Annotated in this window: 19 protein-coding genes; 10 read left to right on the top strand and 9 right to left on the bottom strand. The window is 61.2% G+C overall.

Features of this window, described 5'->3' with window-relative positions; translation table 11 throughout:
* Positions 1-411: a type II toxin-antitoxin system VapC family toxin gene (locus tag V8G57_RS05740; RefSeq protein ID WP_342828533.1), complete on the top strand. Its 411-nt coding sequence runs from the start codon at positions 1-3 to the stop codon at positions 409-411.
* 307 nt (positions 412-718) lie between these two features.
* On the opposite strand, the gene htpG is transcribed toward V8G57_RS05740, so the two are convergent.
* Both htpG and V8G57_RS05730 read right to left on the bottom strand, forming a co-directional pair.
* The gene (gene htpG / locus V8G57_RS05735) at positions 719-2,644 is read right to left on the bottom strand and encodes a molecular chaperone HtpG (protein WP_342828532.1); all 1,926 of its coding nucleotides are present in this window, start codon (positions 2,642-2,644) and stop codon (positions 719-721) included.
* A gap of 192 nt (positions 2,645-2,836) precedes the next feature.
* Complete coding sequence (locus V8G57_RS05730) at positions 2,837-4,315, bottom strand: aminotransferase-like domain-containing protein (protein ID WP_425458232.1); 1,479 nt, start codon at positions 4,313-4,315, stop codon at positions 2,837-2,839.
* A 137-nt stretch (positions 4,316-4,452) separates the two neighbouring features.
* Between V8G57_RS05730 and V8G57_RS05725 the strand changes: the two genes are divergently transcribed.
* From V8G57_RS05725 to V8G57_RS05705, 5 genes are all read left to right on the top strand, one after another.
* Positions 4,453-4,773: a DUF2917 domain-containing protein gene (locus V8G57_RS05725; protein WP_342828531.1), complete on the top strand. Its 321-nt coding sequence runs from the start codon at positions 4,453-4,455 to the stop codon at positions 4,771-4,773.
* Positions 4,773-5,366 carry a LysE family translocator gene (locus V8G57_RS05720; protein ID WP_092394356.1) on the top strand — a complete coding sequence of 198 codons (594 nt, stop codon included), beginning with the start codon at positions 4,773-4,775 and terminating at the stop codon, positions 5,364-5,366. The genes V8G57_RS05725 and V8G57_RS05720 overlap by 1 nt, the downstream gene beginning before the upstream one ends.
* A 23-nt stretch (positions 5,367-5,389) precedes the next feature.
* Positions 5,390-6,268 carry a DMT family transporter gene (locus V8G57_RS05715; protein ID WP_342828530.1) on the top strand — a complete coding sequence of 293 codons (879 nt, stop codon included), beginning with the start codon at positions 5,390-5,392 and terminating at the stop codon, positions 6,266-6,268.
* Positions 6,269-6,442: 174 nt separating this feature from the next.
* Positions 6,443-6,901, top strand: coding sequence for a RidA family protein (locus V8G57_RS05710; protein ID WP_092394353.1), 459 nt, complete (start codon positions 6,443-6,445; stop codon positions 6,899-6,901).
* Positions 6,902-7,046: 145 nt separating this feature from the next.
* Complete coding sequence (locus V8G57_RS05705) at positions 7,047-8,240, top strand: aminotransferase-like domain-containing protein (protein WP_342828529.1); 1,194 nt, start codon at positions 7,047-7,049, stop codon at positions 8,238-8,240.
* 84 nt (positions 8,241-8,324) lie between these two features.
* Here V8G57_RS05705 and parC read toward each other — a convergent pair whose 3' ends face one another.
* The 3 genes from parC to V8G57_RS05690 form a co-directional block, all read right to left on the bottom strand.
* Positions 8,325-10,643, bottom strand: a complete 2,319-nt coding sequence (gene parC, locus V8G57_RS05700; protein WP_342828528.1) for a DNA topoisomerase IV subunit A — start codon at positions 10,641-10,643, stop codon at positions 8,325-8,327.
* A 14-nt stretch (positions 10,644-10,657) separates the two neighbouring features.
* On the bottom strand, positions 10,658-11,524 hold the full coding sequence (locus V8G57_RS05695) for a lytic transglycosylase domain-containing protein (RefSeq protein ID WP_092394235.1): 867 nt from the start codon (positions 11,522-11,524) through the stop codon (positions 10,658-10,660).
* A gap of 276 nt (positions 11,525-11,800) precedes the next feature.
* Positions 11,801-13,792: a DNA topoisomerase IV subunit B gene (locus V8G57_RS05690; protein WP_092394231.1), complete on the bottom strand. Its 1,992-nt coding sequence runs from the start codon at positions 13,790-13,792 to the stop codon at positions 11,801-11,803.
* Between the two features lie 324 nt (positions 13,793-14,116).
* Between V8G57_RS05690 and V8G57_RS05685 the strand changes: the two genes are divergently transcribed.
* Positions 14,117-14,956, top strand: coding sequence for a response regulator (locus tag V8G57_RS05685; protein ID WP_342828527.1), 840 nt, complete (start codon positions 14,117-14,119; stop codon positions 14,954-14,956).
* 8 nt (positions 14,957-14,964) lie between these two features.
* On the opposite strand, the gene V8G57_RS05680 is transcribed toward V8G57_RS05685, so the two are convergent.
* Entirely contained in the window at positions 14,965-16,134 is a 1,170-nt protein-coding gene (locus tag V8G57_RS05680; RefSeq protein WP_342828525.1) for a vWA domain-containing protein, read from the bottom strand.
* 5 nt (positions 16,135-16,139) lie between these two features.
* Positions 16,140-16,994, bottom strand: a complete 855-nt coding sequence (locus V8G57_RS05675; protein ID WP_092394222.1) for an AAA family ATPase — start codon at positions 16,992-16,994, stop codon at positions 16,140-16,142.
* A 134-nt stretch (positions 16,995-17,128) separates the two neighbouring features.
* Here V8G57_RS05675 and V8G57_RS05670 point away from each other — a divergent pair, with 134 nt between their 5' ends.
* The 3 genes from V8G57_RS05670 to V8G57_RS05660 all read left to right on the top strand — a co-directional run bounded on the left by V8G57_RS05670 (position 17,129) and on the right by V8G57_RS05660 (position 20,440).
* Positions 17,129-19,327, top strand: a complete 2,199-nt coding sequence (locus tag V8G57_RS05670) for a site-specific recombinase (RefSeq protein WP_342828524.1) — start codon at positions 17,129-17,131, stop codon at positions 19,325-19,327.
* Between the two features lie 429 nt (positions 19,328-19,756).
* Positions 19,757-20,077: a c-type cytochrome gene (locus tag V8G57_RS05665; RefSeq protein WP_092394216.1), complete on the top strand. Its 321-nt coding sequence runs from the start codon at positions 19,757-19,759 to the stop codon at positions 20,075-20,077.
* A 12-nt stretch (positions 20,078-20,089) separates the two neighbouring features.
* Complete coding sequence (locus V8G57_RS05660) at positions 20,090-20,440, top strand: c-type cytochrome (protein ID WP_342828523.1); 351 nt, start codon at positions 20,090-20,092, stop codon at positions 20,438-20,440.
* A 55-nt stretch (positions 20,441-20,495) separates the two neighbouring features.
* Here V8G57_RS05660 and V8G57_RS05655 read toward each other — a convergent pair whose 3' ends face one another.
* Positions 20,496-21,902 (bottom strand): heavy metal sensor histidine kinase, encoded by a 1,407-nt coding sequence (locus V8G57_RS05655; protein ID WP_342828522.1) that lies wholly within the window; start codon positions 21,900-21,902, stop codon positions 20,496-20,498.
* Entirely contained in the window at positions 21,899-22,570 is a 672-nt protein-coding gene (locus tag V8G57_RS05650) for a heavy metal response regulator transcription factor (protein WP_092394207.1), read from the bottom strand. Before V8G57_RS05650 ends, V8G57_RS05655 begins: the two co-directional genes overlap by 4 nt.
* Between the last annotated feature and the right edge of the window lie 29 nt (positions 22,571-22,599).

Raw genomic sequence — 22,599 nt, 5'->3', positions numbered from 1 at the left:
GTGTATCTGCTGGATACCAATGTGATCAGCGAATCCCGCAAAGGGAAAAAGGCCAATCCTGGCATGCAGAAATTCTGGCGCTCGGTCGATCCCGATGCGATTTATCTGCCGGTGCAAAGCATAGGCGAGATACGCCGCGGCGTTGAAATCGTCAAGCGTCGCGGCGATTCAGCACAGGCCAAGATGCTGGAGATATGGCTGCAGACGCTGGCGACAGTCTATGCGGATCGCATCCTGTCTTTTGACGGCGACTGCGCCCAAGTGTGGGGGGCGCTGATGTCGGCCGGCAATCAACATCCGATCGACAAACAAATTGCCGCGATCGCCTTGATCCATGACATGACAGTCGTTACACGTAACACCAGCGACTTCGTCGGCACTGGCGTGAGCCTTGTAAATCCGTTTTCGTAGGACCGGCAGGCTGGATCTGCATGGTAAAAGGCAGCTCGCTACGCACCAAGCCATGTCGGCGTCATGAACGCGTTTTCCTTCCTTGCGGAAGTTTATCGCGATCACCCGGGCACAGGAGATTGATTGAATTGTCGCTCAAACTGGCGGAGGTCCCATGTGGCCCGCTGTACAAGCGATTGGGTACACCCGAGCGCGAGTTGCAGTTTTTGTTTGCAATACAGCCAGGATAAGAAAGGGCCGGAAGACATGACTGTCTTCCGGCCCTTTGCAGTTACCGAGGCCGTCTTGTATGGCGGCCCGTTTAGCTTTACTTGCCAGCCATGCCCAACAGCATTTCGTTGAGGCGTTTGACGAAACCGGCCGGATCGGCCAGGGCGCCGCCTTCGGCCAGCAAAGCCTGGTCGAACAGGATGTGCGACCAGTCGCCGAACTTGGCTTCTTCATATTTCAGGCGCTGCACCAGCGGGTGGTCCGGGTTGATTTCCAGGATCGGCTTGGAGTCCGGCGCTTCCTGGCCGGCGGCCTTCAGCATGCGCAGCAGGTTGCCCGACAGTTCGTTCTCGTCAGCCACCAGGCAGGCCGGCGAATCGGTCAGCCGGAAAGTGACGCGCACATCCTTGGCCTTGTCGGCCAGCGCGCCCTTCATCTTTTCAACCAGGTCCTTGAATTGGGTTTCGGTTTCTTCGTGCTGCTTTTTCTCGGCCTCATCTTCCAGGGTGCCGAGATCGAGGCCGCCCTTGGCTACCGACGCCAGTTCCTTGCCTTCGAAATCCTGCAGGAAGGACAACATCCATTCGTCGACGCGGTCGGTCAGCAGCAGGACTTCAACGCCTTTCTTGCGGAAGATTTCCAGGTGCGGGCTATTCTTGGCGGCGGCGAAAGTTTCACCTGTCGCATAGTAGATCTTGTCCTGGCCTTCTTTCATGCGGCCGATATAGTCGGCGAAGGAGACAGTCTGCGCCTCGCTGCCGTTGCCATCTGCGTTGCTGGTGGAAGCAAAGCGCAGCAGCTTGGCGATTCTTTCCTTGTTGCCGGCGTCTTCGCCTATGCCTTCTTTCAGGACCTGGCCGAACTCTTTCCAGAAGCTGGCGTACTTGTCTTTTTGCGCCTGGTCGTCGCTGTTCGCCAGTTCTTCCAGCAAGCCCAGCACGCGTTTGGTGGAACCTTCGCGGATCACGCGCACATCGCGCGATTCCTGCAGGATTTCACGCGAGACGTTGAGCGGCAGGTCGCTGGAATCGATCACGCCCTTGACGAAGCGCAGGTAGACCGGCATCAGCTGCTCGGCGTCGTCCATGATGAAGACGCGCTTGACGTACAGCTTGATGCCGCCGCGCTTGTTGCGGTCCCACAGGTCGAACGGGGCGCGGCTTGGCACGTACAGCAGCTGGGTGTATTCGCTGCGGCCTTCGACCCGGTTGTGGGTGTAGGTCAGCGGCGCTTCGAAATCGTGCGAGACATGCTTGTAGAACTCGACATACTGTTCTTCCGTGATGTCGGATTTGTTGCGGGCCCACAGTGCGCTGGCCTGGTTGACGGTCTCGAATTCGTCCTTGACCACGGTTTCCTTCTTTTCTTCGTCCCATTCCTCTTTCTGCATCACGATCGGCAGCGAGATATGGTCGGAGTACTTGCGGATGATGGATTTCAGTTTCCAGGCCGACAGGTATTCGTCTTCGCCTTCGCGCAGGTGCAGGGTGATGTCGGTGCCGCGCGACGGCTTGTCGATGGCTTCGATGCTGAAATCGCCGGCGCCCGCCGATTCCCAGCGCACGCCTTCGGTGGCGCTGGCGCCGGCGCGGCGGGTGTCGACCGTGATCTTGTCGGCGATGATGAAGGCGGAATAGAAGCCGACGCCGAACTGGCCGATCAGGGCCGCATCTTTTTGCTGGTCGCCCGACAGTTTCGAGAAGAATTCCTTGGTGCCGGATTTGGCGATGGTGCCCAGGTGCGAGATGGCTTCGTCGCGGCTCATGCCGATGCCGTTGTCCGAGATGGTGATGGTGCGCGCGGCCTTGTCGAAAGCGACCTTGATCTTCAGTTCGGGATCGTTCTCGAACAGGGCGCCGTTGTTGATCGCTTCAAAGCGCAGCTTGTCGGCGGCATCGGACGCATTGGAAACCAGCTCGCGCAGGAAAATTTCCTTGTTCGAGTACAGCGAGTGGATCATCAATTGCAGCAGCTGCTTTACTTCTGCCTGAAAACCAAGGGTTTGCTTTTCGGATACGGCCATTGTTTCCTCTGTGTGTAAATTAAATAAGCGTAGAAAAAGTAATGTAAAAACGATAAGGTCGGCAAAGCGGCCTGCGGGGCTTCGCTTTTGCCTTGTACATTGCTCGAAAAATGGGGAGTAATCCGGATTTTACAAGAGTGGACCGGGTGGCAGCTGCTTAACTTGCTTGTCTGTCACATGCATTTCCCACATTCACTTGCCGCATTCCTGCTCCAGGAAGCGCCAGATGGCCGGGTCCGACATCGCCGCCACGTTGATCCGCATGCGCGAAGAAGGTAGCTGGCTGGGCGAAAACAGGGCGCCGGGGGCCAGCAAAAAACCTTCGGCCAGGGCTTTTTCCGCCATCACGTTGGTGTCGTGGCCGGTGTCGGCCCAGACAAAGATGCCGGCCGGGGTACTGATATCGACCGTCATGCCGATTCTTTCCATCTGTCGGATAGTGCGGTCGCGCACGCTGTCGAGCTTGCTGCGCAGGCGGTCGAGATGTTTGCGGTAGTGGCCTTCGGACAGGATCTTGTAGACCACGCGTTCGCCGACTTCGGCGCTGGTGAGGTTGGTCAGCATCTTGCGGTCGGCAAAATGCTGCGCCAGTTCGAGCGAAGTGGCGATGAAGCCGGAGCGCAGGTTTGGCGACAGCGTCTTCGAGAAGCCGCCCATGTAGATCACGCGGTTGAGCTGGTCGAGTGCGGCAATGCGGGTCGCCGGCTGGATCGCCGAGCCGGGATGCATGTCGCAGTAGATGTCGTCTTCGACAATCATGAAATCGTGCTCCTCGGCCAGCTTGAGGATCTGGAATGCCTTGGCTGCCGAGAGCGAGGTCGAGGTCGGGTTGTGCAGCACCGATACCAGCACATACAGCTTCGGCTTGTGCAGCGCCACCAGTTCCGCCAGCTTGGCCATGTCGGGGCCGTCGGCCAGGCGCGGCACGCCGACCACCTTGGCGCCCAGCGCGGCGAACGAGGCGAACATCAGGAACCAGGAGGGATCGTCCACCAGAATCACGTCGCCGGGCTGGGTAAAGTGGCGCGCCACCAAGTCCAGCGCCTGGGTGACGCCGGTGGTGGTGACGAATTGTTCCGGCGTGGCGGCAATTTCCAGTTCCGCCATCTTCAGCTGCAATTGCTGGCGCAGTGGCAGGAAGCCCTGTGGAGTGCCGTAGGACAGCAGCTGCGCCGGATTCTGCCGGCTGATGCTGCGCAGGGCGTTGGCGATCAGGTCGGCGTCCAGCCATTCGCTGGGAAACATGCCGGAGCCCGGCATTTTCTTGTGCGGCGCCTGCTGGTGCATATTGCGCACCAGCCAGACTACGTCGATCAGTTGCGGCTGCTGATGGTTTCCTATACTGCTGACGGCATTGCTGCCGCGTTCGGCCAGCAGCGGCGAGCGTTCGCGCACATAGAAGCCGGAACCGCGCCGCGATTCCAGGCAACCCTTGGCCACCAGCCGGTCATAGGCTTCCACCACAGTGAAACGCGACACGCTGTGGCTGTCTGCGAACTGGCGGATCGACGGCATGCGGGCGCCGCTGCGCAGCAAGCGGTCGCTGATGCGGGTTTCGATGCTGCGCACGATCTGCTCGACCAGCGAGGTATCGCTATCGCGCGACAGCGGCTGCGGGGCAGGCGGCAGCTGGCCGTTGCTCAGCTTGCGGGGAGGGACTGTGTTGGTCACTGTGCTGGTTGCTGTATTGGTGATTTGGCCGGGACAATGTCAGAAATTACTTGTTTAACTGTATTGGTACTGTATTGGTTTGTTGGCTTAGCATAGACCTAAATCCTCAACGCTGCAAATCCGGAAGCGAATTCGCCATGCAAACACTATTCAACCAGCAGTCTCATACCTTGTCGGGCGGCAGCGTGCTGTCCGGCGTCACTGAACAGCCATTGACCCTGAAGGTGGTCAGCGGCCGTGTCTGGGTGACGTTTGAAGGGCAGCCGGAAGATCACTGGCTGCACGCAGGCCGTTCGCTGGCCTTGCTGCCGGGGCGGGTGGTGGTGGTCGAGGCCGATCCCGGCAACAGCCGGATTACCTTGAGCGGCCAGCCGCAGCGCGGCACGGCCGGCTTGTTGCGCATCTTGCTGGCGCGCCTGCGCGGGCCCGGCTTCCATCCTGCGACGAGCGTGTCATGATGCTGGAGACCTTGCTGCCGCTGGCCGTATTTGCCTTCGTGTCGTCGATCACGCCGGGGCCGAACAACATCATGCTGACCTCGTCCGGCATCATGTTCGGCTTCAACCGCACCATTCCGCACATACTCGGCGTGACCTTCGGCTTCGGTTTGCTGCTGGTGCTGTGCGCTGCCGGCATCGGCGGCCTGGTGCTGGCGCTGCCATCGATCCATGTCATCCTGAAAACCCTGGGTTCGGCCTATTTGCTGTACCTGGCCTGGAAGCTGCGCAACATGTCGTTCAAGTCGGAATCCGGCGGCCACCGGAAGCCGATGACCTTCCTCGGCGCGGCGGCATTCCAGGCAGCCAACCCGAAAGCCTGGATCATGGGCATCACCAGCGCGTCGGCATTTTTACCGCCGCTGCAGCCGATCTGGCTGTCGATCGGCATCTATTGCCTGGTGTTCTGCGTCATCAACCTGCCGTGCGTCGGCGTCTGGGCCGGCGCCGGTTCGGTATTGCGGCGTTACCTGGCGCAACCCTTGTGGCAGCGCGTGTTCTGTACGGTGATGGTGCTGCTGACGATTTACTCAGCGGTTTCCATCTGGCTGTGACCGCAACGCGAAAGGCTGGCGCCATGACGGACGAATCCAAAGGCATGTGGCTGGGGCTGGCCGGCGTGGCGCTGTTCAGCCTGACCCTGCCGTTTACCCGCATGGCGGTGGCGGAACTGAACCCGGTGTTCGTGGCGTTCGGACGCGCGGTGGTCGCGGCGCTATGCAGCATGCTGCTGCTGTGGAAGCTGAAAGCCGCGCTGCCGACCGGCGCGCAATGGAAACCCTTGGCGCTGACGGCGCTGGGCGTGGTGGTCGGTTTTCCTGTGTTTTCATCGGTGGCGATGCGTTATGTGCCGGCTGCGCACGGCGCCATCGTGCTTGGCATCCTGCCGCTGGCGACAGCTTTGTTTGGCGCCTTGCGCTTTGGCGAACGGCCTTCGGCCGGATTCTGGATTGCCGCCGTGGCTGGCAGCGCCATTGTTATCGTTTTTGCACTGAGCCAGGGCGGCGGCGGTTTGCAGGCTGCCGACCTGGCCCTGCTGGCGGCGGTGCTGGCCGCTGCCATGGGCTACGCCGAAGGAGGGCGCCTGTCGCAAACCATGGGTGGGCAGCAGGTGATCGCCTGGGCGCTGCTGCTGTCCTTGCCGGTGCTGCTGCCGATCACCGTCTGGCTCGGATGGCGCTACGGCGTCAGCGCTTCGCCCAAGGCATGGCTGGGATTCGCCTACGTGTCGGTGTTCTCGATGTTCATCGGCTTCTTCTTTTGGTACAAGGGCCTGGCGCTGGGCGGCATAGCACGGGTTGGCCAGGTGCAACTATTGCAGCCGTTCCTGACCTTGCTGGGGGCTGCGCTGTTGCTGGGCGAGGCCCTGGAAGCCCGCAACATGCTGTTTGCGCTGGCCGTGCTGGCGGTCGTGGCGTTCGGCCGCAAGATGGCGGTGCGGCGGCAGGCCGCGTAGGCGGCAAACGCAGCTGCCGAAATACCAGGCGACATTTCGCAATTTGGGCGCTGGGGTGAGATAATCCGATATTGGCCGGAATTTGGCGGGGCGCCAGCCGGCTGTATCCCATTTATCCCGTCATTGCTGCTGGCGTCAAAAGCGCCGGCAAATGATTTTTTTTCGGAGTGTCAGATGTCTGTATATGAAAAGTTGCAAGCCCTGAATATCACGTTGCCTGCGGTAGCCGCGCCTGCCGCCGCCTATGTGATGTACGCCCAAAGCGGCAACACGGTTTACCTGTCCGGTCACTTGTCCAAGAAAGACGGCAAGATCTGGGTCGGCCAACTGGGCAAGGACATCACGACCGACGAAGCCAAGCTGGCCGCGCGCGGCATCGCCGTTGACCTGATCGCGACCTTGCAGGCAGCTTGCGGCGGCGACCTGAAGCGCGTCAAGCGCGTCGTCAAGCTGATGAGCCTGGTCAATTCGACGCCTGATTTCACGGAACAGCACCTGGTCACCAACGGCGCTTCCGAACTGATCGGCGAAGTATTCGGCGAGCAGGGCAAGCATGCCCGTTCCGCATTTGGCGTAGCACAGCTGCCGTTGGGCGCTTGCGTGGAAATTGAAATGATTGCTGAAATAGCGTAGTCCGCGGCGTAATCCTGGCAGCGTCATCCGCTGCCAGCCCAGGAGACGGCAGATCATAAGAACCGCAGGCTGCTGCAATCCGCGTCCGGCCCTGGCTGGGCGCTTGACGGCAGCCTCTTAAAATAGATCACTTGAAGAGAACAGTATGAAAATCGAAAATCCAACCCCGCTGCAATGGCGTTTTTCGCAGCGCGCGCAGAAACTGCAAAGTTCGGCCATCCGTGAAATCCTGAAGATCACCATGCGCCCGGAAATCATTTCCTTTGCCGGCGGCCTGCCTTCGCCTGCGACTTTCCCGGTCGAGCAGCTGAAAGTGGCGTTTGACAAGATATTGTCGGAGCAAGGCAAGGTTGCCTTGCAATACGGTCCGACCGACGGTTATGGCCCGCTGCGCGAATGGGTCGCCAATTCGCTATCGACCAACGGCGCCAAGATCATGGCGAACCAGGTCATGATGACTTCCGGTTCGCAGCAGGGGCTGGATTTGCTGGGCAAGGTGCTGATCGATGAAGACAGCAAGGTGCTGGTTGAAACGCCTAGCTACCTGGGCGCCTTGCAGGCGTTTTCCCTGTACGGCCCAGAGTTCGTTTCGGTGCCCAGCGACGAAGGCGGCCTGATCCCGGAAACCGTGGCGACCCTCGGGCAGGGCGCGCGCATGCTGTACGCACTGCCGAATTTCCAGAACCCTACCGGCCGCACCTTGTCGGTGGAGCGCCGCCACGCGCTGGTGGATATCTGTGCGCGGCTCGGCTTGCCGCTGATCGAGGACGATCCGTACGGCGCCCTCAGCTATCGCGCCGAACCGCTGCCGAAGATGCTGAGCATGAATCCGGGCGGCGTGATCTACATGGGTTCCTTCTCCAAGATCCTGACCCCGGGGATACGCCTGGGCTACGTGGTCGCGCCGCGGCCGCTGATCGAAAAGCTGGAGCAGGCCAAGCAGGCGACCGACCTGCACACCGCGCAGCTGACGCAGATGGTAGTGTACGAAACCATCAAGGACGGTTTCCTCGACCAGCACATCCCGACCATCCGCAAGCTGTATTCGGACCAGTGCGACGCCATGCTGGATGCGCTCAAGACCTATTTCCCAAGCGGCACCAGCTGGACCAAGCCGGAAGGCGGCATGTTCATCTGGGTCACCTTGCCCAAGCATATCGACAGCGTCAAGCTGCTGGCGGAAGCGGTGGAGCAGCACGTGGCGTTCGTGCCGGGCGGACCGTTCTACGGCAATACGCCGGAACAGCATACCTTGCGCCTGAGCTTCGTGACCGTGCCGCCGGCCAAGATACGCGAAGGCATCGAGCGCCTGGGCAAGCTGATCGCTTCCAAGATCTGATGGGTGCGCCAGCGCCGTAGGCTTGCCAACGGAGCCAGGCACGCAGGACAAGAAAAAGCCGGCTTGAAGCCGGCTTTTTCACTTTCAGGGCTGCGCTGTCAGCGTCGCCGGTTTCAGCTTCGATTCCAGCATCTTTCCCTTGCGCGCCCGCTTGCCGATATGCGGCGCCAGTCCCGACGCCGACAAGGCCACCTGCTGCGCCTTGCCGCCGCGGCCGATGCCGGACACCAGCACGCCGCGCTGGCTGATCGGCTGCGCCGCCAGCAGTTTCTCGTTGTTCTCCAGTTCCATCAGGATCACGCCGCGGCCGCCGTTGCTGAGCGACTTGCACTCGTCCAGGCCGAACACCAGCAAACGGCCCTTTTCCGACAGGCAGGCGATGGCGCCGACATTGGCGCTCAGCGCCTGCGGCGGCAACGGCAGGTCGCCTTCATCCAGCGTGACATAGGACTTGCCGGCCTTGACCCGGCTCAGCATGTCGCCGATCTTGGCGGTGAAGCCGTAGCCGCCGGAACTGGCCAGCAGCAGCACCATGTCGGACGGGCCGGCAAAATAATGCATGACGCTGCTGCCGTTAGCGAGGTCGATCAGGGTCGTGATAGGCACGCCGTCGCCGCGCGCGTTCGGCAAGGTGGCGACCGATACCGAGTAGATGCGGCCGTTGGAGCCGAAGGTCAGCAGGTTGTCGACGGTGCGGCACTCGAATGCGCCGTACAGGGCGTCGCCGGCCTTGAAGGCGAACTGGCCGGCGTCGTGGCCGTGGCCGGTGCGTGCGCGCACCCAGCCTTTTTGCGAAATGATGACGGTTACGGGCTCATCTACGATGCGGGTTTCCACCACCGCTTTTTCCGCCGCTTCGATCAGCGTGCGGCGGGCGTCGCCGAATTGCTTCTGGTCGGCTTCGATTTCCTTGATCACCAGGCGCTTCATCGAGGCCGGGTTGTCGAGCAGGTCTTGCAGCGTGGCTTTTTCATTGCGCAGCTCGGCCAGTTCCTGCTGGATCTTGATGGTTTCCAGGCGCGCCAGCTGGCGCAGGCGGATTTCAAGGATATCCTCGGCCTGGCGGTCGGACAGCTTGAACGCCTCGATCAGCGCCGGTTTCGGTTCATCCGATTCGCGGATGATCTTGATCACCTTGTCGATATTCAGCAGGATCGCTTCGCGGCCTTCCAGGATGTGGATGCGGTCTTCGATTTTCTGCAGCTTGAACTGTGAACGGCGGGTAATGGTGGCGAAGCGGAAAGTGATCCACTCGCGCAAGATCATGCCCAGGCCCTTCTGGCGCGGACGGCCGTCGCCGCCAATCATCACCAGGTTGATCGAGGCGCTGCTTTCCAGCGACGTATGGGCCAGCAGCATGTTGGTGAATTCGGTCTGGTCCAGGTTTTTCGATTTCGGTTCGAACACCAGGCGCACCGGCGCATCGCGTCCCGATTCGTCGCGCACCGTATCGAGCACCGACAGGATCGAGGCCTTGAGCGCCAGCTGTTCCGGCGTCAGGGTTTTCTTGCCGAGCTTGATTTTCGGATTGGTCAGTTCTTCGATTTCTTCCAGGATCTTTTGCGAAGAGGCGCCCGGCGGCAATTCAGTGACCACCGCCTGCCATTGGCCGCGCGCCAGGTCCTCGATTTTCCAGGTGGCGCGCACCTTCAGGCTGCCGCGGCCGCTTTCGTACATTTCCGAGATCGCGCTGGCCGAGGTGATGATCTGGCCGCCGCCCGGGAAATCCGGGCCGGGAATGATCTGCATCAGCTCGGCATGGCTCAGGCCGGGATTGCGGATCAGGGCTACCGCGGCCTTGGCCACTTCCTGCAGGTTGTGCGACGGGATTTCGGTGGCCAGGCCGACCGCAATGCCCGAGGCGCCGTTCAGCAAGACAAACGGCAGGCGCGCCGGCAGCAGTTTCGGTTCTTCGGTGGAGCCATCGTAGTTGGGCTGGAAATCGACCGTGCCCATGCCGATTTCTTCCAGCAGCAGGCGGGCGATCGGCGTCAGGCGCGCTTCGGTGTAACGCATTGCCGCGGCGCCGTCGCCGTCGCGCGAACCGAAGTTACCCTGGCCGTCGACCAGCGGATAGCGCAGCGAGAAATCCTGGGTCATGCGCACCAGGGCGTCGTACACCGACTGGTCGCCGTGCGGATGCAGCTTGCCCAGCACGTCGCCGACCACCAGCGCCGATTTGCGCGGTTTGGCGGCGGCGTTCAGGCCCAGCTCGCTCATCGCATACAGGATGCGGCGCTGCACCGGCTTCTGGCCGTCGGAAACGTCGGGCAGGGCGCGGCCCTTGACGACCGAAATGGCGTAGTCGAGGTAGGCGCGTTCAGCGAAAGTAGCGAGGGTTAAGGATTCAGCGTCCGGGGTAGGTGCATCTGGCGTAGCAAACAGATCGTTTTGGTCGGTCATGAGGAGTCGGTAAATTATTCGATAAGAGGCGTTGCCGTTGCGGGTATTGCCGCAGCCGGCGGAATTGGCGCAGCGTCCGGCGTCATGGCGGCCGGCATGTTGCTGCGGCCTGGAATCACCAGGCGGATACGGTTCAAGCCGGATTTGGGACCGCCGTCATTGCTGCCGGCGGATTGCGCGAAGGCAGGCTGGTACAGCTGGTAGAACTGCCGCACCAGCTGCACGTAATTGCGCGTTTCGGCATATGGCGGCACCTTGTTATTGTATTTCTGCACCGCGCCTTCACCGGCATTGTAGGACGCAATCACCAGCTCCTGCTGTGCCGGGTAGAGCTTCAGCAAGTCGCGCAGGTAGCGCGCGCCCAGGCGGATGTTGGTGCGCGGGTCGGTCAGTTTTTTCTCGACCGGTTTCTTGCTGTCGCCGGTCAGGCCGTAACGTTCGGCGGTGGCGGGCATGATCTGCATCAGGCCGATCGCGCCTTTGGGCGAAACCGCGCTCGGGTTGAAGCCGGACTCGGCTGCCATCACCGCCTTCAGCAGCGCCGGCTCCAGCGCGAATTCCTGCGCTGCCTGGTTCACCAGCGGTTCGTATTTTTTCAGGTTCGGATGTTGCGACAGGTAGCGGAACAGCGGGCTGTCGCGCAGCTTGGGATTGAGCGGCTTGGCGCCGCCTGCCGCCAGCTGCGATGAATCGAAAAAGCCGTCGCCGCGCATGAACAGCTGGTAACGGCTGTCCAGTTTTTCAGTCGAGAAATGCCCCATGCCATCGGCGTCGATATAGCCGAAAATATCCGCGCGTGCGCTGCCGGCAGTAGTCAGCAGTGCAAACGTCAGCAGAGTGGCGGCGAGGAGTTGGCCCAGGTGACGGCGAAGCTGGTTCATCTGCTGTCGGAGGCCAAGCTTGGTCTGTTACGGCATTTCATTAAAAACACTATCCTTTGCAAGCTCGGCGATGAGCTGCGGTAAAGCCCTGGGCAGCAGGGCGGCTGCGCTATTGTTGCGGCGGACAACGGGGAAGGTCGGCTGCCTGGCGGCCGTCCGGCAAGCCGGACCAAGGCGGCAGGAGCCTGGAAACTCTGCCCATGATAATACGTTTCGCCGCCATGCATGGCCGATGGTGAAAACGTTGTCATATCGCCATGCGCCATGGCGCCGGATTCAGATGTCGGCCTCTGCTTCATTGCCGTGTTCTTCGATCCAGGCCCGGCGCGCCGCAGCTTCGCCCTTGCCCATCAGCATGTTGAAGCGGTTTTCCGACGCTTCGATGTCGAAGTTGCCGAGCGAAACCGGCAGCAGCCTGCGGGTATCCGGGTTCATCGTGGTTTCCCACAGCTGTTCGGCATTCATTTCACCCAGGCCTTTGAAGCGCGAGATAGCCCAGGCGCTGTCTTTGACGCCATCCTTGCGCAGCTTGTCTTCGATGGCTTCCAGCTCGCCGTCGTCCAGCGCGTAGATTTTCTGCGCCGGCTTCTTGCCGCGCGCCGGAGCGTCGACCCGGTACAGCGGCGGCCGCGCGATGCAGATGTTGCCGCGATCGATCAGCTGCGGGAAGTGGCGGAAAAACAGCGTCAGCAGCAGGACCTGGATGTGCGAACCGTCGACGTCGGCATCGGACAGGATGCAGATCTTGCCGTAACGCAGGCCGCTGAAATCGATGGTGTCTGTCTTGCTGTGCGGATCGACGCCGATGGCCACCGCAATGTCGTGGATTTCATTGTTGGCGAACAGGCGGTCGCGCTCGGTTTCCCAGGAGTTCAGCACCTTGCCGCGCAGCGGCAGGATGGCCTGGAATTCCTTGTCGCGGCCCATCTTGGCGGAACCGCCGGCGGAATCGCCCTCGACCAGGAACAATTCATTGCGGCTGATATCGGTGGATTCGCAATCGGTCAGCTTGCCGGGCAGGACGGCTACCCCGGAAGATTTTTTCTTCTCGACTTTTTGCGCCGAACGCAAACGGTTCTGGGCTTGCTTGATCACCAGGTCGGCCAGTTTCTTGCCGTACTCGACGTGCTGGTTCAGCCACAGTTCCAGCGCCGGCCGGGTATAGGTCGAGACCAGCCGCACCGCATCGCGCGAATTCAGGCGTTCCTTGATCTGGCCCTGGAACTGCGGATCCAGCACCTTGGCCGACAAGACGAAGGAGACGCGCGCAAACACGTCTTCCGGCAACAGCTTGACGCCCTTGGGCAGCAGCGAATGCATTTCGACGAAACTCTTGACGGCGCCGAACAAGCCTTCGCGCAGGCCGGATTCATGGGTGCCGCCGGCCGAGGTCGGAATCAGGTTCACATACGATTCGCGCACGATGGCGCCGTCTTCGGTCCAGGCCACGACCCAGGCCGCGCCTTCGCCTTCGGCAAATCCTTCGGCGTCGGCATTGGCGTATTGCTCGCCTTCGAACAACGGGATCAGCGGCTCGGCGTTCGACGACTGCGCCAGCGATTCCATCAGGTAGCCGCGCAAGCCCTGGTCGTATTGCCAGGTCTGGCTATCGCCGGTCTTGGCGTTGAGCAGCGTGACCTTGACGCCGGGCAGCAGCACCGCCTTGGAACGCAGCAGGCGCTGCAGCTCCGGCTGCGAGATGGCCGGCGAGTCGAAGTATTTCGGATTCGGCCAGGCGGTGACGCGGGTGCCGGTCTTTTTATTGTCTTCGCGGCCGATCGGACGCGACTTGAGTTTTTCGATCACGTCGCCGTCGGCAAACACCATGTGGTGCACGCCGCCTTCGCGCCATACCGTGATTTCCAGCCGCGAGGAGAGGGCGTTGGTGACCGATACGCCGACGCCGTGCAAGCCGCCGGAGAAAGAATAGGCGCCGCCGCTGCCTTTGTCGAACTTGCCGCCGGCGTGCAGGCGGGTGAAGACGATTTCCACCGTCGGGACTTTTTCTTCCGGGTGCATGCCGACCGGGATGCCGCGGCCGTCGTCCTCGACACTGACGCTGCCGTCGGTGTTCAGGGTGACCAGGATATTCTTGCAGAAACCGCCGAGCGCTTCGTCCGAGGCGTTGTCAATCACTTCCTGAATGATGTGCAGCGGATTTTCGGTGCGGGTGTACATGCCAGGGCGTTGCTTGACCGGCTCCAGGCCTTTCAGTACACGGATCGATGATTCGCTATAGTCAGATTGCGGTGATTTTTTGGTTGCCATTCAGTGGTGTAGGGTAAATGTAAATTATTGTTAATTTGCAACTAATTTCCAATGGGAGCGGAGATTACTCGTTATTATCCCTGCGCATTCTAATGAAAAAGCCGTTCGCTTGCGCAAGCAACATACTGGAAACTGCGCGAAAACCGCGCGGAAACTGCGGGAAATCAAATATCCGCGGGAGGCGGCCGCGATGCAGGCGCGATTTTGTTGGCAGCCGGCAATCGAATGTTGTTGTTTTGCACAGTGTGTTAATCAGGGTGTAAGTTGAACAGGGCCGCTGTTATGATGGCCTCGCCAGCGTTCGCGCAGCAGGGATATATAAAAATGAAAAATCATGATGCATCATTCGCCATCCGTTTCATCGGGTTTTCCGCCCGGGAAATCAATATTTTCGACGCCACTTTTTCAGTCGAGCAAAACCGCCAGAAACAGTATTGCCGTTTGCCTGCCGACAGTCTGCAGGAGCCGGACCTGTACCTGGTGAACGCCGACGACCTGAAAGCCCTGGCTACCCTGGCCGACATGGAGCCGAACAACCTGCGGCCGGTATTGCTGGTCGGCGCTCCCCACGTGGAATTGCCGTTTGCCGCGGTCGAACGGCCGATTCGCTGGCTGAAGCTGTTCGAAGCCCTGGATACCTTGATGGAACGGCGCCAGATCATGCTGGCCAAGCAGAACCCGGCCGACCTGGCGCTGGCCGGCAATGTTGCCGAACGCCGCCGGCGCGAACGCCTGGACCTGGACCTGACCGATCCGCTCGAATACGAACGCATGCGCAGCAAGCCGCCGCAGAGCGACCGCATCCTGGTGATCGATGACCAGTCGACGTTTCGCGACGACCTGGCAATTACCATGGCGCACCATGTGGTGCCGGTGGAATGGGCCGGCACCCCGGAGGCTGCGGCCGAGGTTTACCAGCGCCAGAATATCTCGGTGGTGCTGATCAATCCGCAGCTGGGACGGTTCGATCCCTATGAAGTGTGCATCGCCATCAAGCAGCAGTATCGCGACACCAGGGTGGCGGTGATTTTCCTGATCGACCAGGGTTTTACCTACGACCACGTGCGGGCGCGGCAAGTGGAGTGCGACGGTTTCCTAGACCGGCACCTGGGCCAGCCGCAGATATTGCTGGCGCTCGGAAAATTCCTGTCGCTGCGGCGCTAGAGTCCGTGCTACTTGCTTAGCAGGCGCATGCCGCGTTCCAGGCCGTCCATGGTCACCGGAAACATGCGGTTGCTCATCAGCTGCCGTATCACTTCCACCGACTGCCGGTATTGCCACAGGCCCTCGGGTTCAGGATTGAGCCAGATGAACTTCGGGAAAGCCTTGGTGAAGCGCTGCAGCCATTCGGCGCCGGCCTCTTCATTGTTGTATTCCACCGAGCCGCCCGGCTGCAGGATTTCATAAGGGCTCATGGTGGCGTCGCCGACGAAGATCAGCTTGGTGTCCGGCGTGTATTTGCGCAGGATCTCCCAGGTCGGGAAGCGTTCCGCATGGCGCCGCTGGTTGTTTTTCCACACATAGTCGTAGACGCAGTTGTGGAAATAGAAGAACTCCATGTTCTTGAACTCGGTCTTGGCGGCGGAGAACAGTTCTTCGGTGCGGGCGATGTGGTCGTCCATGGTGCCGCCGACATCGAGCAGCATCAGCACCTTGATGTTGTTCTTGCGCTCCGGCCGCATCTTGATGTCGAGGTAGCCGGCATTGTTGGCGGTGGCGCGTATGGTGTCGTCCAGCGCCAGTTCTTCGGCAATCCCTTCGCGCGCGAACTTGCGCAGCCGGCGCAGGGCGACCTTGATATTGCGCGTGCCCAGTTCGCGTTCGTCGTCATAGTCGCGGTAAGCGCGCGCATCCCAAACCTTGACCGCGGTGCGGTTGCCGCCGCTGCCGCCGATGCGGATGCCTTCCGGATTGCTGCCGCCGTGGCCGAACGGCGAAGTGCCGCCGGTGCCTATCCACTTGTTACCGCCTTCGTGCCGTTCTTTCTGTTCCTCCAGCAATTCCTGCAGGCGGTCCATCAGCTTGTCGTAGCCGAATTTCTCCAGCTGCGCCTGCTGTTCCGGCGACAATTCGCGTTTCATGCGCTGGATCAGCCATTCCAGCGGGATTTCGGCATTTTTCTCGAAGACGGTCTGGATGCCCTTGAAATAGCGGCCGAAAGCCTGGTCGAACTTGTCGAAGTGGGCTTCGTCCTTGACCAGCGTGGTGCGCGCCAGGTAATAAAAATTATCCAGCGTAGGCGAAATGACCTTGCGCTGCAGCGCTTCCAGCAGGAGCAGGAATTCCTTGATCGACACCGGAATCCTGGCGTCTTTCAAGGTGAAGAAAAAATCGATCAGCACGGGATTTACCGGTTTTTCCTGGCCATGAACACCAGGCGTTCAAACAGATGCACATCTTGCTCGTTTTTCAGCAGGGCGCCGTGCAGCGGCGGCACTACCGCCTTGGCATCGCTGCTGTGCAGGGCTTCCGGCGGGATGTCTTCGGCCAGCAGCAGCTTGAGCCAGTCCAGCAGTTCCGAGGTCGAGGGTTTCTTTTTCAGGCCGGCGACGTCGCGCACCTGGTAGAAAGTCTCCAGCGCTTGCGCCAGCAGGTCTTTCTTCAGGTTGGGGAAGTGCACATTGACGATGTCCTGCATGGTCGCCTTGTCCGGAAACTTGATGTAATGGAAGAAACAGCGGCGCAGGAAGGCGTCCGGCAATTCCTTTTCATTGTTTGAGGTGATGATGACCAGCGGCCGATGCCTGGCGCGCACCATTTCACGTGTTTCATAAACGTAAAATTCCATGCGGTCCAGCTCGCGCAGCAAGTCGTTGGGGAACTCAATGTCGGCTTTGTCGATCTCATCGATCAGCAATACTACCTGTTCATCCGCGTTAAACGCTTGCCACAGGACACCTTTGACAATGTAGTTGTGGATGTCCTTGACCCTGGCGTCTCCCAGCTGCGAATCGCGCAGGCGCGATACGGCGTCGTATTCGTACAAACCTTGCTGGGCTTTTGTGGTCGACTTGATATGCCATTGCAGCAAGGGCATGTCGAGGGCGGCGGCCACTTCCTCCGCCAGCATGGTTTTGCCGGTGCCTGGCTCGCCCTTGATCAGCAGCGGCCTCTGCAGCGTCAGGGCTGCATTGACTGCCAGTTTCAAGTCGTCGGTGGCGACGTAGCTGGGGGAACTTTCAAAACGTGTCTCGGGTCGCATGTCGTTAGTGATGAGGAAGCATCAAGGAAGTAAACAAAGCCGAGTATAAACGAGATGGCCGATTGGCTGGCCCGCGCTCAAAAACGCATTGTCCTTGCGAGGCATGCATATCCTCACTGTTATAAGAATAGCCAATGAAAATTCTGTTTCTCCGCCTGCGGGTGATGTGGCGCCGGTTTCGACACGGCGAGCGGCACCTGGAGGCTGATAGCCGGCACTACGCCGCCCAAGCCGACGCCTTGATGCGCCGCGCCAATCCGTTTTATTCCTGGCAAGAACGCGCCAACTGGATCATCGATATCGTCCAGTGGCTGCGCCACGTCCCCAAAGTCTCCATGCTCGACGAAGACGCCAGGCTGCGGGCCAAGCAGCAGCGCCTGCATTTCCTGCTGGAATGGCTGGACAGCAACCGCGACGTGCGGCGGGTGGTGCAAGCCACGCTGCAGAAAACCTTGCGCGAGGCAGCCGGGCCCGAACTGTTTTGCGCCACAGGCTTGCCGCATGAACCGGCGTTCTTCAGCGAACTGACCGAACACGCGGTGAAGCTGGTGCTGCCGAAACCGCCGTTCGAGGCCGATCTGTCCGCTTTGTTTACCGCCTTGTTTCCAACTCCGGAAGATGCCGACTGGCTGCTGGCGCTGGACAGGCAAAGCGTGGCGCAAATCTGGAAACTGATCGCCGACGACGGCATCGCCCACAGTTACCAGCAGCAGATCGACGAGGCCCTGATCTACCTGGCGGCGACCGTGCTGGCCGACGGCATCAGCAAAGCCTTCCGCCAGAAGCTGGACCCGAAGATGCCTTTGCAGGCAACCCCGTTCATGGTGTTGCGGCGCGAGCTGGAAACCTACCTGTATGTCAGCCCGCGGGATGAGGCCGCCTTGCGCAGCGTGCGCATGCTGATTGCGGTCTGCCAGGCGCAGACCGACAGGATCTACGCCCACCTGGACGAGCACGGCGTGTCGGTCAGCCTGGTCTACCGGGTCGAACGCATGCGCGCCCAGCTGACGCGGATGGCGCTGCTGACAGACCTGCGCTCCGCGATTTTCGGCCAGGACATCGAGCCGGGAGCAGGGCAGGTGCAGGCCCTGCTGGGAGACCTGATCGCCGCCCATCACCAGCGCTCTTCGGTGCGCGGGCTGATACAGCGCAGCTTCTCCCTGCTGGCGCGCAAGATGGTCGAGCGCAACGCCGACCACGGTGAGCACTACATCGCCCGCGACAGCAAGGAATACCGGGCCATGCTGAAGGCGGCCGGGCGCGGCGGCGTCATCACGGCGTTTACCGTGCTGGGCAAATCCCTGGTGTCGGCGGTCGGCGCGGCGCGCTTCTTCGAGGGCCTGTTTGCGTCCCTGAATTATGCCGTCAGCTTCATGGCGATTTCCGCCGTCGGCGGTGTGCTGGCGACCAAGCAGCCGGCAGTCACGGCGCCGGTGCTGGCCTCCAAGATGGGGCAGCTGGATACGGTAGAGGGCTTGCGCGCGCTGCTGAGCGAAATCGCCTTGCTCTTGCGTTCGCAAGCTGCCGCGGTGTTCGGCAACCTGATGGGCGTGGTGCCGGTGATGCTGCTGATCTCCGGCGCCATCCTGCTGGCTACCGACGCGCCGATGATGACGGCCGAGCACGCCAGCGCCAGCTTGCACAGCCTGTCGGTGATCGGACCGACTCCCTTGTTTGCCGCTTTCACCGGGATCTTGCTGTGGCTGTCGAGCCTGGCCTCGGGTTTTGCCGACAACTGGTTTGCGCTGCGCCGCCTGCGCGAAGCGCTGACCCATCAGCGGCGCCTGGTATTCGTGCTGGGGGCGATGCGGGCCGAGCGCTGGGCCGCCTGGCTCGACCGCAACGTGGCGCAGATTGCCGGCAACGTTTCGCTTGGCCTGCTGCTGGGGATGACGCCGGTGCTGGCCCAGTTCTTCGGCTTGCCGCTGGACGTGCGCCATGTGACGCTGGCCACCGGCACGCTGACCGCAGCCGCCAGCAGCCTGGGCTGGGAAGTTTTAGCGGCGCCGCAATTCTGGCTGGCGGTTGCCGGCATCGCCAGCATCGGCGTGTTGAATGTGGGCGTCTCGTTTGCCTGCGCGCTGACATTGGCCTTGCGCGCGCGCGACGTGCCGGCGCGCATCCGGCGGCTGGTGTTCCGGGCGGTATTGCGCCGGTTCAGCGCCTCGCCGCGTTCCTTCCTGTTTCCCGAACGGCCGGCGGCTCCAGCCGGCGCAGGAGCGCTGGTTGATGCAGCCACGGCTGACATCGTCGACAGCAATCCCGGCGGGCCTGTGTCGCCGTCGGAGGCGTCGCCTCTGCGGCAACGCCAGCCCGGTAGCCGTCATGGATGAGGCGGCCGCCGTCCCCGGCTGGCAGCGATAGCGCCGGCAAAAGCCGGCCAAGGCGGTGAAAAATGATTGTCCCGGCCTCGCAAATGCCGCGATTTTGGCATTGGCGGGCGTGGACTGTGCTTGTTTCTTGGGGTAAAATTAGCCGGTTTTGGCGTAGGGTGGCGACGGCAGTCAGCGTCGGGCAGGGCTACCTTGGCAATAAATGCCGCAGTATATGCAGCAAGGCATAGAGACTATATCTATGGCCAGTGCTGTATTTCCTGCAGTATTTGAGGCAATATTCGCGGCAAGTTCGCAGTAAAAGGCACCAGGAAAACTGAAATGAGCTGTAATAAGCGGTGCAGGGGCGGCGGGAGACACGCAGCCTGGACCCGCGACAGGTTTTCCATGGTTCCTTAAACCGGTTTCGCTACAAATTACCCAGCTAATATGAAAAAACTAATTGCACTTCTCGCGCTCGCGAGTCTTGCCAACCTGGCCGCAGCCGCGGACGTGGTAGGCAACGCTAAGGCAGCTGAAAACAAGGTATCGATGTGTATCGGCTGCCATGGTATTCCCGGCTATAAAGCTACCTTCCCGGAAGTCTATCAAGTGCCCATGCTTGGCGGCCAGTCGGCAAAATATATCGAGAATGCGCTGGCAGCCTACAAAAAAGGCGAACGCAAGATGCCAACCATGCGCGGCATCGCGGCCAGCCTGTCCGAGCAGGACATGGCGGACATCGCAGCTTATTACTCGCAGCAAAAATAAGGGACCCACATAATGAAAAAGATTTTTGCTGGCGTGGCGTTCCTGCTTTCCATCGGATTCATGCAAGCCCATGCCGCCGGTAACATCGCGGCGGGTGAAGCCGCTACCAAAAAATATGCCTGTGCATCCTGCCACGGCGCCGATTTCCATACCCCGATCGATCCCAGCTATCCGAAGCTGGCAGGCCAGCCGCAGGATTACCTGCAGCATGCCCTGATCGCCTACCAGCGCGGCAGCGACGGCCCGAACGGCCGCAGCAATGCGATCATGGGCGGCCAGGCCAAGGCCCTGTCGCACCAGGAAGTGCAAGATATCGCTGCTTACCTGCACAGCTTGCCGACCACTTTGGTGCTGCGCAAATAAAGCTGATCCGCCTGCGGACAAAAAACCACGCAATCATCGTTGCGTGGTTTTTTTTTCATTTTCCGTCAGGGAAATGCAGCGTGAACACGGTGGTGTGGTCCGCCCCGCGGTTCAGTTCAACCCGGCCGCCATGCAGTTTCATGATCGACTGCACGATAGCCAGCCCGAGGCCGGCCGATGAGGCCGAGTCGCTGCGCGCCGGATCGGCCCGGTAGAAACGGTCAAACAGTCTCGGGATGGCCGAATCCGCGATCTGCGGGCCGGGATTGCTGACCGTGATCACGGTTGCCCGTTCCACTTGCCCGGCTTCCAGCAGGATCGTCTGGCCTGTTTCGGTATAGCGGATCGCATTCGCGACCAGGTTGCTGATCGCGCGCCGCAGCAGCATGGGGTCGGCCCGTACCTGGCCGGACGCGGTTATGCTCAGGCGTACGCCGCTGTCCTCCGCCACTCCTTCAAAATAGTCAGCGATGCGTTGCAGTTCCAGGCGGCAGTCGAGCTGCTCGAAGGCCAGCGCGACATGCGCATGGTCGGCGCGCGCCAGGAACAGCATGTTGTCGAGCATGCGCGCCAGCCGTTCATACTCTTCCACGTTGGACACCAGCAGCCCCTGGTATTCTTCCGGCAAACGCGCCTGCGCCAGCGCGACCTGGGTTTGCACCATCAGGTTATTGATCGGCGTGCGCAAGTCGTGCGCGAGGTCGGCGGAAAACTGCGACAGGCGCTGGAAGCTGTCGTGCAGGCGGTCCAGCATGCCGTTGAACGCCACCACCAGCTGCTGCAATTCATACGGCGCACTGGCTACGTCCAGGCCGCGGTCCAGGCGTTGCGCGGTGATGGAGTGCGCCTGCTGCGCGATCAGGCGGGCCGGGCGCAAGCCGCGCCGCACCAGCGCATAACCCAGCAGCGCCGCCAGGATTGCGCCCGACAGGGCCGCGCCGAGTATCTGCTTGCGATAGCTGGCCAGCATCTCGATGCTGTCGCTGGTGTTATGGGCGACGATGATCTGCATTTTTTCCCCGGTGCTGTCGATGCTGGCCCAGAGCGCCGTGGCCCGTACCGGCAAACCGGCCGAGGTGCGCAGGTTCTGCCTGGATTTTGCATCCGGCGCCTGGCCGACTGCCGTCATCGGCAGCGGCGGCAGGCTGCCGGCCTCGGGCCGCGTGTCCAGCAGCGGCGTGCCGTCGGCGCTGCGCAATATCAACAGCAGGTCATCGTGGCCGAGCGTGGCGTCCATGAAGGAATGCGGATCGTCGCGAATCGCCTGGACCGACCTGGCCTTGGCAGCCAGGTGCCGCATCAGCGTGATTTTTCCCATCAGCTCCTGGTCGTCGTGGTGTTCCAGCTGGCGCGCCAGCGAAAAATACAGGTAGCTGCCGACCAGGGTGAACGTGAGCAGGGTCGCCAGCGCAAACAACAGCGCCAGGCGTACCGTCAGCGAGCGCGGGGCCCACAGCTTCAAGTCCGGTCCTCCAGCACGTAGCCCATGCCGCGCACAGTGTGGATCAGCGGCGGCGCATAGGGCTCGTCGATCTTGATGCGCAGGCGCCGGATGGCGACATCGACGACGTTGGTGTCGCTGTCGAAATTCATGTCCCACACCTGCGACGCAATCAGCGAACGCGACAATACTTCGGACTGGCGCTTGGCCATCAGGTGCAGCAGGGAAAATTCCTTGGTGGTCAGGTCTATCCGTTCGCCGTTGCGCGTGACGCGCCGTTTCATCACGTCGATTTCCATGTCGGCGATGTGCAGCAGGTCCGATTCGCGAATCGGACCGCGCCGCAACAGGGTGCGGATCCTTGCCACCAGTTCGGCAAATGCGAAAGGCTTCACCAGGTAGTCGTCCGCGCCCAGTTCCAGGCCCTTGATGCGATCCTCGACTTCGTCGCGCGCGGTCAGGAACAGCACCGGCGTCGAATGGGTCTTGCGCAGCTCGCTGATCACCAGCCAGCCGTCCATGCCGGGCAGCATGACGTCGAGCACGATCAGGTCGTAGTCTTCCGTGGTGGCGCAGTGCAGGCCATCGGCACCGGTGCGCACCCAGTCGACCACATAGCCGGATTCGCTCAATCCTTTGCGCAGGTATTCGCCTGCCTTGGGTTCGTCTTCCACCAACAGGATGCGCATATATATCGCCCTTCCGCTTGCGTGTGTTG

It is taken from the genome of Collimonas rhizosphaerae, assembly GCF_038896935.1.
Classification (GTDB): Bacteria; Pseudomonadota; Gammaproteobacteria; order Burkholderiales; family Burkholderiaceae_D; genus Collimonas; species Collimonas rhizosphaerae.
This window is presented reverse-complemented; position numbering and strand designations above follow the sequence as displayed.